This window comes from Bradyrhizobium amphicarpaeae (assembly GCF_002266435.3).
Classification (GTDB): domain Bacteria; phylum Pseudomonadota; class Alphaproteobacteria; order Rhizobiales; family Xanthobacteraceae; genus Bradyrhizobium; species Bradyrhizobium amphicarpaeae.
On sequence record NZ_CP029426.2, the window covers coordinates 4,866,431 to 4,879,768 of the forward strand.

The 13,338-nt window shown below is 65.8% G+C and carries 10 protein-coding genes; 3 read left to right on the top strand and 7 right to left on the bottom strand.

The window, feature by feature from the left end; all coding sequences use genetic code 11:
- The 7 genes from CIT40_RS22970 to CIT40_RS23000 all read right to left on the bottom strand — a co-directional run bounded on the left by CIT40_RS22970 (position 1) and on the right by CIT40_RS23000 (position 10,832).
- Positions 1-1,650, bottom strand: a complete 1,650-nt coding sequence (locus tag CIT40_RS22970) for a hypothetical protein (protein WP_162307624.1) — start codon at positions 1,648-1,650, stop codon at positions 1-3.
- Positions 1,640-2,416, bottom strand: a complete 777-nt coding sequence (locus tag CIT40_RS22975) for a methylenetetrahydrofolate reductase (protein ID WP_094895794.1) — start codon at positions 2,414-2,416, stop codon at positions 1,640-1,642. The genes CIT40_RS22970 and CIT40_RS22975 overlap by 11 nt, the downstream gene beginning before the upstream one ends.
- A gap of 71 nt (positions 2,417-2,487) precedes the next feature.
- Positions 2,488-4,371 carry a flagellar protein gene (locus CIT40_RS22980; protein WP_094895795.1) on the bottom strand — a complete coding sequence of 628 codons (1,884 nt, stop codon included), beginning with the start codon at positions 4,369-4,371 and terminating at the stop codon, positions 2,488-2,490.
- Positions 4,372-4,392: 21 nt separating this feature from the next.
- Positions 4,393-6,276: a flagellar hook-associated protein FlgK gene (gene flgK, locus CIT40_RS22985; RefSeq protein WP_094895796.1), complete on the bottom strand. Its 1,884-nt coding sequence runs from the start codon at positions 6,274-6,276 to the stop codon at positions 4,393-4,395.
- A gap of 35 nt (positions 6,277-6,311) precedes the next feature.
- Positions 6,312-8,570, bottom strand: coding sequence for a flagellar hook-basal body complex protein (locus tag CIT40_RS22990; protein WP_094895797.1), 2,259 nt, complete (start codon positions 8,568-8,570; stop codon positions 6,312-6,314).
- Positions 8,571-8,768: 198 nt separating this feature from the next.
- A complete protein-coding gene (msrB, locus tag CIT40_RS22995) occupies positions 8,769-9,281 on the bottom strand; it encodes a peptide-methionine (R)-S-oxide reductase MsrB (protein ID WP_094895798.1) in 513 nt (170 codons plus the stop codon).
- A gap of 84 nt (positions 9,282-9,365) precedes the next feature.
- A complete protein-coding gene (locus CIT40_RS23000) occupies positions 9,366-10,832 on the bottom strand; it encodes an NAD(P)/FAD-dependent oxidoreductase (RefSeq protein WP_094895799.1) in 1,467 nt (488 codons plus the stop codon).
- Between the two features lie 191 nt (positions 10,833-11,023).
- On the opposite strand from CIT40_RS23000, the gene CIT40_RS23005 reads away from it, so the two are divergent.
- From CIT40_RS23005 to CIT40_RS23015, 3 genes are all read left to right on the top strand, one after another.
- Complete coding sequence (locus tag CIT40_RS23005) at positions 11,024-11,554, top strand: SixA phosphatase family protein (protein WP_094895800.1); 531 nt, start codon at positions 11,024-11,026, stop codon at positions 11,552-11,554.
- Between the two features lie 100 nt (positions 11,555-11,654).
- A complete protein-coding gene (locus CIT40_RS23010; RefSeq protein WP_094895845.1) occupies positions 11,655-12,080 on the top strand; it encodes a universal stress protein in 426 nt (141 codons plus the stop codon).
- A 182-nt stretch (positions 12,081-12,262) separates the two neighbouring features.
- Positions 12,263-13,267, top strand: a complete 1,005-nt coding sequence (locus tag CIT40_RS23015; RefSeq protein ID WP_162307625.1) for an alpha/beta fold hydrolase — start codon at positions 12,263-12,265, stop codon at positions 13,265-13,267.
- Positions 13,268-13,338: the final 71 nt, after the last annotated feature.

Here is a 13,338-nt window from a genome sequence, read left to right on the forward strand (position 1 = left end):
TCAGACCTCGAGCGCGGAGTTTGCCGGTACGGCCGCGACCGCGCCACGGTCGAGCAGCAGTTCGATCTTGACCAGGACATGGGCGATGCGATCGAGAATTTCCTGCACGTTGCGTTGCGCCTGCGCGATGTCGGGCGACCAGGCCTCGGTCACGAGCCGCGCGCCGACGCAGAGGCGCAGCACGGCCTGCGGCGCCTCGTCCTGCCGCTCCAGCCGTACCGGCTGGCCGACCAGGCAGCGCTGCACGGCGACTTGCCGGTCCGCAGCGCTGCCGCCGATCGCCTCGTTCATGTCAAGCGCCAGCGCCCGATGGACGGCCCCGGTCTCGGCGATGGAGACCGGCTTGCCGTCGCGCAGCAGGATGAACGGAAAGATCGTGGTTTGTGCAAATTCCTCATCATCCGCGCCGGCGGTCCCGATCGCGGATCGGACGGGGCGCAGCGACGGCGACAACGCGATCATGCTGTCGATGCCGGCGGCAAGCTCGGCGAGCACCTTGGCGCGGAAAGCCCCGGGTACGGCGTAGTAGCGGCCGATCTCGGCCAGTGCCGCTTCCCAGCGCAGCCATTGACCGAAGTTCGGACGGCGTTCGAAGCGCGAACGCAGCGCTGTCCAGGCCACCGGCCAATCGCAACGGCCGGCGTAATCGAAGATACCAGGCGCGATCCTCTCGACCCGGTCGAACGACCGCGAAAGGCCCTTCGGCACCAGCACGGCACCGCTGAAGGCAGGTCCACCGAAGAATTTCGAGCCAGACATCAGCACCATATAGCCGCGGTCGAGATAGGAGCGCAGCCGGCGGCGGCCGAGCCGGGCCTGGCAGGCATCGACGACGATCTGGACCTTGCGCGGCCAGCGCCGCGCGATCTCGTCGAGACAGGCCTCGCTCGGTGCGCGCCAGCCTAGCTTCGATGCATCCATGATCTGGAGCAGCACGGGCGCGCCTCGCGCAATTGTGGCCTCGATCGCACGCAGCACCGCGGCATCGATGTCCGCGCGCATCGCGATCCCGGGCGCGGCCCCGAGCAGCGGCAGCGTAACGCTGGCGCCGGCGAGCCCTGCGACCGCACCGTCCTTGCGAACCGCAAGGCCGCTCGCCGTCATCGAGCTGAAATGGTGCCCGCGGGCGGTGTGGATCGTCCCGCTTCCGGTCTGGTCGGCGCCGACCACGATCGTCACCGGCGGCGCCCCGAGCAACACACGCGCCAGGAACAAGGCGTGGAGCTGTGAATCCGTGCCGGAGGGCGAGAACACGATGTCGATGCGCGCAGCGAGCTGGAGATGGCCGCGCAGCTCGTCCCGCATGTCCTCGCAGCGCGCGTCGAAGGCGATCTCTACCTCGTCGAACAGGCATTTGTGCATCAGCTCTTCACGCGCCAGCGCGGCACGGTCGTAAGCCGCGTGCGAGATCGTCGATGCGGTCGAGGAGGCGAAATTCCAGATCTCCGGCGCCGGCGAAGCCGCACAGCCATAGCCGTTGACGCGATCCCTGGCGTCGAGCGCCAGCCGCGGATCGCCGCCGGAGACGAGCAGCGTGTCCAATGGTGTGAAGAGATCGCGCAGGCGATAACGCGAGCCGCCGTCGGGGACGGGCTCCTGACCTGACAGACGGGATGCGCCGGCGCTCATCCCGGAAGGCTCACGCCGCATCGGCCGCAGCCGCCGGCGCGAATTGCGATGCGATGTCGCCGTGGAACACCGACGGCCCGACGTGATCGAGCGAGCTCTGGATGTCGGCCCAGATCTCGCCGCCGATGCCGGTCCAGCGCTTGCAGAAGGCGAAGTCCTCGGAAAGATACGTGCCGGTCGCCGGGTCGATCATGCATTCGAACAGCGCAAACCGGTTCTGGCTCGCAGCCAGCGTGTCGTGCGAATGCTCGCGGAAGAACTGCAAGGCCGCATAGTCCGGATGGCGGCACATCGTCTCCAGCGCCTGGCGCCGGATCATCAGGAAGCCGGTGCCGGCATAGCGCACGCGGGTGAAGCCGTTGACGACGACGATGCGGTCGGGATCCTCGATCTCGAGCACGTAGTCGAGCGAGGCTGCCGGCACGTCAGTGCGGCCGGATTGAATCGCCCGCGCCGCCTTGTCCCAATTGACGCGCTTGATCGGATAGCAGCCGGCGACGACATCCGCGCCGCATTCGATCAGCCGGAACACCTGCTCCGGCTTGAAGCCGATATCGGCGTCGATGAACAGGAAATGTGTCGCCCTGGGATCGTCCAGGAACATCGCGACCAGGTTTGCCCGCGCGCGGGTAATCAGCGCATCGCCGTCGCGCAGCAGCACCTTCAGCTCGAGGTTGGACATGCCGTGCACGGCCCGCTGCAGCGCGAAGATCGAGCTCGCATAGATGCTCGACACCTGCCCGCCGAAGCACGGCGTTGCCACCACCAATTGCATCTTGTCCGACATCGACGGCTCCGCCCCGCTCCAATCCTCACCAAGAGGTAAAGAGGCATGGTTAACGGCGCCTTAACGCGTCCTTACAGGAACTTGACGAGCGAGAGCTGCGCGAGATTCGAGGTCACCTGGTAGGACGCCTGGAGCGCGTTCTGGAGCGCCAGCAGCTGGCTCGCGACCTGGTCGGGCGAGGCCGATTCCGCCTGGTCGATGATGGTCTGGAGCTGCGCCTTGGCTTGGGTCTGGCGCGTGCTCGCATCCTTCATCGTGTTCTGGGCCATCGCGATGTCGGTCTGGATGTCCTCGATGCGCTGCTGGCCGGGCTGCTGGGTCAGCGCCTGGGTGGTGCGCAGGCTCAGCGCGGCGACCTGCCCGCCCGAATACTGCCCGGTCGGCGAAGTCGAGAAGGTCCCGAACACCGCGGTCGCCTGCAACAACTGGCGGATCGCGTCCTCGTTCGCCTGGGCGCCGTATTGGACCGAGACGGAATCGTCGACCCGCGCCATCGCGGTGGAGCGCGCCGAGCCGGGCCCGTCATTGCCGAGGTACCATTTCACCGTATTGGCCGAGCCGTTGACCAGCGTCGTCGCAGAGCTCGCCGGCGAGGAGCCGACGCGCAGCGGCGGCTGGCTGGCGGTCACGGGCGTCGCGCTGAAGCCGAGCGAACCGAGCGCCCCCGTATTCGAGCTCGTGATATTCAGACTCGCGGCATCGTCGGTGTTGATCGTGATCGAGCCGCCGTGGACCGTCGAGGGCTTCGACGTCCCCGTGATCTGGTCGATCTTGCCGAGCAGATTCTGGATGCTGTCGGTGACGTTGAGCTGGTTGCCGGTCGCGCCCGACGCCACGAAGGTGAGCGTGGTGCCGTTGACGGTGATGGTGTCGCCCGCAACGAAGCCCGGCGAGATCGAGTCCGACGGGCTCGCGCCCGACAGCGCCGTTGCACCGCTGATCGGTGCGGGCGGGGCCGCCTGGTTGGCCTTGGCCGTGCCGATCGCCGAGCTTGCGGTGTTGAAGAAATTGTCGCCGGCGACGATCGCGGATGCCGCCACCAGCGACGTGTTGGCGAGTTTCGTGATCGCGGTGTTCAGCGCGGTGTTGAGGCTGTTGGCGGTGTTGGTCGGATTGACGGGCGTGCTGGCGTCGATCGCGAAGCTACCTAATGGCGTCGGCGTGGCTGTCGAGGCGGTCAGGTCGATCTGCTCGGTCGTGCCGTCCGGCAGCGTGAACTGCACGCTTAGCTTGTCGCCATTGTTCGGGTTGACGCCGTTGAGATCGACCGAAAACGACACCGGCGAGCCGCTCGGGCCGGTGATGGTCGCGCCCGTCAGGGTCGAGGACACCGCCTTGAGCTTGAGCCCGAACGGCGATCCGGCGGCGTCCTCCGACACCTGGACCGAGCTCGGCGTCGGCTGCGTCTGCACCAGGCGGCCCATGCCGTTGGCGCCGAGGTCGGCGGCCTGGCGCTCCGCCATTACGGTCTTGAACCCCGCCTGCGTCGTGGTGCCGTTGATGATGTCGCCGGCATCCGCGACCGACTGCGTGTTGACGGCGGTTCCGGAGAACAGATAGCGGTTGCCGGTCTGGGTGTTGAGCACGCCGACCATCGAGCCGAACTGGGCGGCGGCGGTGTTCTGCGCGATGGTCTGGCCGTTGACGTTGAGATCCTGCGCGGTGTTCGCCGCGCCGGTCTGCACCGTGCTGCGGATCTTGGTCAGCGATTGCAGCGCGGTGTTGGCGAGATTGATGCTGACATTGACGTTGGTGATCGTGTCGGTATAGCCAGCGATGTTGGAGAGCTGCGCGCGCCCGGCGATCGCGAAGCCCTCGTTGGTGCCCATCCCGGAATAGTTCTGCGACAGCTTGCCGGTCGAGAGCTGCGTCGACAGGTCGGTGAGCTGCTGATTGATATTGCGGATCTGCGAGCCGAGAACCGACGAAGAATAGTTGATGCTGCTGATCGACATGTTTCAGAGCCCCGTTACTTGTTACAGTTGAGCCTGGATCAACGTGTTCATCATGCTCTGCACCACCGACATCACGTGCGCGTTGGCGGCGTAGGCATTCTGCAGCTGGATCAGGTTCGACATCTCGGAGTCGAGGTTGACGCTGGAGGTCGAGTTGAACTTGGCCTGCAGCGTCGAGACCACGACGCTCTGGCCCTGCTGCAACTGGGTCGCCTGGCTCGCGCTGTTGGCCTGGACGCTCAGGAATTGCTGCAGATAGTTCGAGACGCTGCCGGTGAAGGGCTGGTTGGCCGAGCCGAGGCCGGTCGCCGGCGAATAGGAGAACACAGCGTTGGTGAGCTGCGAATAGAGGTAGTCCGGACGCGTGGTGTCGCCCGCGGGGGTAACGGGCGAGGTGTTGTAGACCGACATCCTCGTAGGATCGGCGACCAGCTGCGTGTTCACCGCGATGCGTCCGGCAAGGCCGGTCATCTGCGAGCCTGAGGACGTGATCGCGCCGGTGTAGAGCGCCTGACCGCCGTCCGTGAACACCGCAAGCTGCGGATTGCCCGAGGTCAGCGCCGAGATGGTCTTGGTCGTCGAGGCCGAATTGACCTTGGCGAGACCGGAATTGTCGTCCGTGACCCGCAGGGTCGTGGCGGTCGCCGGAGCCGGGGCCGCGGAGAAGCTCAGGTGCGAGGTCGAGAGCGCGGTGTTGAGCGCAGCGGCGATCGCGCTCATGCCGCCGGTGAAGTTCACGCCGATCCGCATCGGGTTGGCGTTGGGCGCGTTCTGCAGCGGCAGCGCCGCCGGATCGGTCACGTTGACCAGCGTGATCTGGCGCTGCGTATTGGTGGTCGTATCGGTGTAGGTGAAGTTCGCGGTGTTGCCCGGCAACGCACCGGCGAGATCGATGTCGAAGCCGGCGGGCGAGCCCGACACAGTGCTGCCGGCGGTGGTCTTATCCGACAGCGCGCTCGCCATCGTCGCGGCGAGCTGGTCGATCTGGTTCTGGGCCTGCACCAGCGTCTGGTCGCGCAGCTTCAGATCGGCGGCGATCTGCCCCGACGAAACCACGTTGTTGGCGACGACGTCGACCTTAGAGCCGTTCGGCAGCACGATGTTGAGCGCGCCGACACCGGACTTGGCGGGATCTATGTCGTAGAGCTTGGTCGCCGACAGCGCGCCCGCCGAAGCGAAGGTGAATTGCGAAGCCAGGCCCGCACCGACCAGCTGGATGCCCGTCGTGGTATAGATGTTGGCCTGGTTCGAACCGTCGGTGGTGACGCGCACGTCGACATATTTCGACAACGTGTTGATGGCCTGGTCGCGCTGGTCCATCAGGGTCGCAGCCGAAGGGTCGTTCGCCGACAGTCCCTGCAGCCTGGTGTTGATATCGGCGACCGTCTGCATCGCGGCGTTGGCGGCCTGGGCCGAATTGCCGAGATCCTGCTCGACATTCGACCGCAGCGACTGGATGCCCTTGGTGGTGACGTTGAGCTGGGTGGCCAGCGCCTGCGCCGCGCCGAGCGCAACGGTTTGCGCCGACGAGGCGCCCGAGCTGGTCGACAGCGCCTGCAGCGCGGTGGTGAAATTGTTCAGCGCGGTTTCGAGCGTGCCGCTGTTGCCGGGCGTGCCATAGACATTCTGAAGCTGCTTCAGGATGCTGGCCATCTGGTCGGCATAGCCGCTGCCGCCGGTCTCGGTGCGCAGCTGATTCAATACATAGGTGTCGAGCTCCCGGCTGACGCCGGTCGTCATCGCCGTCGAGCCGAAATCGCCGGTGGTGACCTCGATCTGGTTCGGGGTCTGGACGACGTAACCCGGCGTCTGCGAATTCGCGACGTTCGAGGAGACGATCGAGAGCGCGGCCTGGTTGGCACGCAGACCGCTCATCGCACTGGCGAGGGCTGAACTCAAACCCATGTTGACTAGCCGCCTTTGGTTACGTCACGCGCCGATCAGCGCAATACGTTCAAGAGGTCCTGCACCATCGAATTCGCGGTCGTGATCACCTTGGTGTTGGCCGAGTAGGCCTGCTGGGTCACGATCAGCTTGGTGAATTCGTCGGCGATGTCGGTGTTCGAGCCTTCCAGCGACGAGCCGCTGATGCTCCCCGATGCGCCGTCGATCGCGGGCCCCGACTGGTCGGTCGCCGCATACGCGCCGCCGTCCATCGCCTTCAGGTAGTTGGTGCCGTTGAAATGCGACAGCGAGACCTGCGCGAGGTTGAGGTTCTGGCCGTTGGAGAAGGTGCCGACCACGAGGCCGCTGTTGTTGACGGCGACCGAGCGAAGCTGGCCCGCGGCGTAGCCGTTCTGGGTGATGGTGTTGATGGTCACCGCGCCGCTGGTAGAGGCGTATTGCGTCAGCCCGCCGGTGGAGATGTTGAAGGCGACCGAGCCGAGCGACTGGCCGCTGACGCTGACATTGTTGATGGTGATGCCCGAGCCGCTCGGCGTGGTCAGCGAGCCGTCACTGGCGAAGGTGAAGGCCTGGCCCGTATTGACCCAGCCGACCGTGGTGCCGGTCGCGTTCGGATCGGTCTGGTAGAACAAATTCCAGCTGTCGGAGTGACCTGCGCCCAGCGAGGCGCTGTCGGTCTTGGCCCAGCGCAATTGCAGGTTCACTGGCGTACCGGCCGCATTGTAGGCGGTCACCGCGCCGCCGCTGATCGATTCCTTGGTGAAGGTTGCGACGTCGTTGCCGATCACGCCGCCGGTGCCCGCGGTGCCGCCGCCGTTACGATTCTTGGTGATGGTGGAGGTGAAACCGAGCGCGGCAAAGGCGGCGCTGTTGGAACTGGACACCGACAGATTTGACACGGTGCCCGTGTTCAACGTGATCACACCACTGGTGCTGACGGACGAGCCGGTCGCGCCGGAGAGCGCATCGATCTTGCCGAGCAGCGTCGTGATGTTGTCGGTGATGTTGATCTGGTTCGGACCGGTCGCGCCCGAAGCCATGAATGTCAGCGTCTGGCCGTTGACGGTGATCGTGTCGGCAGGTGGGCCCGCCGAAAAGCCGGAGGAGAGGACCTGGGCGCCGCCTGCCGTCGCGCTGCCGCTCAGCAGTGTCGATCCCGAGATCGCGGGCGAGGACAGCACGTTGCCGCCGCGCGTCACGCTGGTGATGCCGAGCGCCGTGGCTGCGGTGCCGCTGTTCACCGCCACGTCCGTGCTGGTGCCGCTCGAAATCACGATGTTGCCGCTGGCGCTCAACGAAGCGGTGACGCCGGCGCCGCCAGCATTCTGGATCGCGGTCAGAATGTCCTGGACCGTCGCCGGCGTGCCGGCGCCCAGGCCGATGGTCGAGTTGGTGCCGAGTGTGACGGTGTTGCCCGCGTTGAAGGTGATCGTGTTGCCGTTGATCGTCAGCGTCTGGCCGCTCAGCGCGGTGAGGATGCTCGATGCCAGATGCGTGCCGACGGCATTGTCCAGTGACGTCGTCGTCGATGCCACGGCCGCCGAGTTGTTCTGCAGAGCCACCGACCCGGTGTTGGTCGTCGACGAATAGGGCGAGCGGACGTTGCCCGTGGCCGCGGCGCCCGAGGCGGTGTTGTTGGTGTAAGGCGCGGGCGGCGTGCCGACCGGCAGCGGGTTGGCAGCGAAATCCGACGGGTTGATGCCGCCGGCCGCCAGCAGCGACCCGGTCCCGGCGGTCGAGCTCGCTGCAGTGTTCGGCTGGGTCGGCAGGTTTGCCGCGTACTGGATCGAAGTGGTCGCCTGGGCGGGAATGAAGTTATTCTGGAATTTCAGGACGTTCGCCACATTGCCGGTCGGGTTGCCGGTCTTGGGGTCGACCGTGACGCCCATCAAATAATAGCCGGCGCCGTTGACCAGATTGCCGTTGGCATTGAGCTGGAAGTCGCCACGCCGCGTGTAATAGGTGACGCCGCTGAACACCGGCACGTTGTCCACGATGCCGGTCGCCTTCTGGATCGAGAAAAAGCCGTCGCCGGTGATGGCCATGTTGGTGGCGACGGTGGAGCCGGAGATCGTGCCCTGCGTGGTGATCGTGGCCTTGGCGTTGGCCGTCACGCCGCCCGCGACCTGCTTGCTCGGAACCGAGGAGTCGGGAATGAGATCGACGAAGCTGGTGCCGATGCCCTTGTAACCGGTGGTGGATGAGTTCGCGATGTTGCCGGAAATGTTCTGCAGCGCGTAGGACTGCGCCTGCAGGCCACCCACCGAGGTGTTCATTGCATCGAAGATACCCATAACTTTGTCTCCAAATCCGATCTCGGCGGCCGGTCGACCAGGGCCGCAGTCGGAGGAGACATTCGCAAAGGCCATGCCAATGCGGGTCTTGTCGTGGAATCAATGACTTAATGAAAAAGCCCCGGCCTGATGACCGGGGCACAATTGCCGGGACCGGCATTTATTGCCGGGACACATCGTCGCTACGAAGTGAAAAACCTACGTCGCCGACGCGGCCGCCGGATGGAACACCAGTCCGAACCCGTCGATGCAATAGCGCAATCCGGTCGGCTTCGGGCCGTCGTCGAAGACGTGGCCGAGATGGCCGCCGCAGCGCCGGCAGTGCACCTCGGTGCGCAGCATGCCGTAGGTGCGGTCCTCGGTCTTGCCGACATTGCCCTCGATCGGCTGGTAGAAGCTCGGCCAGCCGGTGCCGCTTTCGAATTTGGTCTCGGACGTAAACAGCGGCAGGTCGCAGCCGGCGCAGGCGAAGGTGCCCTTGCGATGCTCCTTCAGCAGCGGGCTGGATCCCGGCCGCTCGGTGCCCTCCTTGCGCAGGATCTCATATTGCTGCGGCGTGAGCTGGGCCCGCCACTCGGCGTCCGTCTTCTCGATCTCGAATTTCTGAGCGGCCTTCTGGCCGGCCTCTGCAGGCGTTCCTCTCAGCCAGCGGAAGGCCCCAAGGCCGAACAGGCCGGCGGCAGTCGTCAACATCATGCGGCGGTCAAACATCTCATTCTCCGTGCGGGAGCTCCACGCCTTGAGATACGGGCTTTGACGGCCGACGTTACACGTTCGGGCGGAATTTCTCTCAACTTATTGGGAGCTGGCGCCGTCATGCGAGGCCGGTTCCACGGCCTGCGTCTCCTCCCGGACCGCGGGCCTCGGCGGGCTCGATCGCGGCCGGACGCCGGGCGGCGGGCGGCGCGGACCGATGCCGGCGGCCCGGTTGGCTTCGGCAAGGCGCGCCTCGCGCTGGCGGTCCTTGACCCTCGTTCGTTCCCGGTAGCGGGCGAGCGAGCCTGCGGCGGCGGAACTCGCCCTGCCCCAGACACCGACCAGCTGGCCTGCAACCCGGCCCGTGGCGCCGCCGGCCCAGACCAGCTCGAACGGCGAGAACAGCTTCCAGCGCTCGTCGCCCCACAGGATGCTGCGCGCGATCATCTGCCCGGCCATGGCCGAGGTGTTCATGCCTTGGCGGCCGAACCCGCTCGCCACCCAGAGGCCTTTGCGCAACTGGCCGATCTGCGGCATGCCGTGCACGGTCTGGCCGGTGGCGCCGCCGAACATCTCGGGCACCTCGACATTGCCGAGCTCCGGAAAGATCGTGCGGATCCGCCGCCTGACGCTGCCTGCAAAGCGCTGCGGACGCGCCGCCCAGGTGGTCTCCGGGCTCTCCCACATCAGCCGGTCGCCATCGACGATGCGGAAATGGTCGACACCGTCGGAATCCATCACCGATCCCTTGAAGGCGATGATCTCGTGCACGCGCTCGCCGAGCGGCGCGGTGATGCCGGCATAACGCCAGACCGGCAGCAGCGTCTCCGACAGGCGCCGCAAGGGCGCGCCGAGATGAATGTTGCCCGCGAGCACGATGTGGCTGGCGCGCAGCCGTGCCGACGGCGTGACGATGCGCTTGCGGATGCCGGAATGATCGATGCTGACGACCGGTGTGTCCTCGAAGATGCGGGCGCCGGCCCGCCGCGCCAGCGCCGCGAGGCCGTGCACGTATTTGCGGCCGTCGAGCTGGAATGCCTTCGGATAGTACACGCCGTGGAAATAGCGATCGGTCCTGAGCACCTCGCGGACGCGATCGACCTGCCAGCCCTCGACCTCGGTGTCGAAATCCTCGTTCAGCATCTGCAACCGGCTGATCAGGCGGTCGCCGGCGTCGACATTGGAGACCTCCAGCACGCCATCGCACGGGGCGATGCCCGGCATGTTGGCTTCCGTGGCGTTGGCCCGGACGAACTCGGCGCCCTCCTTCGACAGCGACCACAATTCACGCGCATCCTCGAAGCCGATGCGCTCGATCAGATCGGTGAGCGGCAGCGCAAAGCCCGGCATCACGGTGCCGAGCTGGTTGCCGGAGGCGTTCCAGCCGATATGACGGCCCTCGAGCACCGCGACACTGGCCCCGAGCCGGGCCGCCTCCAGCGCGATGGAGAGCCCGGCAAGCCCGGCCCCGATGACGCAGATGTCGGCGTCGAGATCGAACGACAGCCGGACACGGTCGCGAAAGCCGGCTTCTTCCTGGGACACGCTTGTGAAAGTCTCGCTCATGTCGTTTCTTAGAGCATGATCCGGAAAAGTGTGCAGCGGTTTTCCGAAAAGATCGTGCTCGAAATAACAACCTTAAGCGCGCTGACGATTTGTCCTAGTCTCATCGCGCTTGATATCAACCGCGCGCCTGTCACCTTGTCCTCGACCGGCGCCTTTGGATTATCCTGGACGCGGAACGATTCGAGAATGCCATGCGCCGTTTGATGTTGCTGCGTCACGCCAAGACCGAGACCGACGCGCCGAGCGGCCGTGACCAGGATCGCCGCCTCGACGACCGCGGCCACAAGGATGCCGCCCGGATCGGCGACTGGATCGCCTCCCATCCCCCCTTCCCCGATACCGTGCTGGTGTCGCACGCCGTGCGGGCCCGGCAGACCTGGGACGCCGCCTGGGAGGCGATGAAGGACCGCGTCCCGTCGCCGCAGGTCGAGATCCTGCCGGAACTCTACGGCGCCGATCCCGCGCAGATCCTGGACTGCATTCGCACCGCAACCGCCCCGGCCGATCCGAAGCAATTGCTGCTGGTCGCCCATAATCCCGGCATGCACGAAGCCGCCCTGATGCTGATGGGCGGCGGCGATCCGGATGGCGCCAAGGCGCTCGCCGACAATTTGCCCACCGCGGGGCTTGCGATCTTCGACTTTGACGTCAAGGATTGGGGTGACGTGGCCTACCGCCGTGGCAGACTGGTGCTGTTCACCAGCCCCAAGCTGCTAAGATGAGCTGCTGGGATAAGCTGCTTCGATCGGGATGAGACGAGCGGGCGCCGTCTCGACCGGTTGATCCAGCCGGATCCGGGGCAATGAAGATTTGGAGGCGCAGATGTTCAAGTCCATCCTCGTGCCCATCGACCTCGCCGACACCGACCTCGCCAAGCCGGCAATCGCGACCGCGGCCACGCTGTCGCAGACCTGGAGTGCAGTCGTGCGGCTGCTCAACGTGCTGCCGATGACGCCGGTGATGCTGGCCGAATACGTGCCGGCCGATTTCGACGAGCAGCAGCGCCAGACCTCGGAAGAAGCGCTTGCCATCGTCGCGCGCGAATCCGGCATCGATCCGAGCCGCATCTCCAGCGTGGTCCGCCAGGGCGGCATCTACCACGAGATCCTGGAGGAAGCCGTGCACATGAAAGCCGATCTGATCGTGATGACCTCGCACCGGCCGGCCATGCGCACCTATTTCCTCGGCTCGAATGCGGGACACGTCGTGCGCTACGCGAAGTGCTCGGTGCTGGTGGTGAGGCATTGAGGGCGCGTATTGTCAATCGCGACATCCACAATGCAAGGCGGAACTCGGCCTGCCGAGCGCGGTCGCGATGATAATCGCGATTGCGCACAGGAACAAAACGCGCAACGCCTTCGTTTGACCTACCTGCAACATTTCTCATTTTTGCCCTGAGGCATCGTGCAGACCCCGATGAGGTACTGCCAATGACCTTGCTGCGCGCACACTCCCCTTCACTCGTCTCCACCTGGCTCGGTGCCGCAAGGCAATACCCCGCGCTTGCCGCCGTCGCTGGAGCCGCGGTGGCGCTGGCGGGGACGGCGCTCATCAATCGGCAGCTTGCCAGGAAGGCGCAACGCGACAATCCGCCCAAAGGACGGTTCATCGCCGTCAACGGCGTGCGTCTGCACTATGTGGAGCGTGGCAACGGCCGGCCGCTGGTCCTGTTTCACGGCAACGGCAGCATGATCCAGGACTTCGAGTCGAGCGGCTTGATCGATCTGGCTGCTGAAAACTATCGGGTGATCGTGTTTGACCGCCCGGGATTTGGACATAGCTCGCGGCCCCGGAATGCGGTCTGGACTCCCGAGGCGCAGGCGGACCTGTTCAAGGACGCGCTCGGCCGTCTCGGCGTGCAACGCGCGATCGTCCTCGGACACTCCTGGGGAGCGTCGGTCGCAGTGGCGCTGGCGATCAGGCATCCTTCGCTGGTCGAAGCCCTGGTGCTGGCGTCGGGGTATTACTTCCCGACCGCCCGCAGCGACGTCGCGGCCTCGCTCGCGCCGGCGATGCCGGGACTCGGCGATGTCATGAGCTACACCATCTCTCCGATCTTCGGACGGCTGATGTGGCCCGTGATGTTGCGAAAGCTGTTCGGCCCGCGCGCGGTCCCCGGGAAGTTCGCAGACTTTCCCAAGGCCATGGCGGTGCGGCCGGCACAGATGCGGGCCAGCGCCGCGGAAGCGGCCTTGATGGTCCCTGCGGCCTTTGTCGCCGCGAAGACCTATGGCGAGCTCGAGATGCCGACGATCATCATCGGGGGCGCGGACGACCGTCTGATCGACACCGAAAAGCAGTCGGCCAGGCTCCACGGTGAGATCAAGCAGAGCACGCTGCGCCGGATCGCCGGCGTCGGCCACATGGTCCATCAATCCGCGACGCCGGACTTGATGGCGGCGATCGACGAAGCCGCGGCCGCGACCTTGCATTAGGCGACGGTGCCGCAAATACCGGCAGGCGACGCGGCCTCCATTGCATTCGACCGGCGCGTCGCCATTTGCTC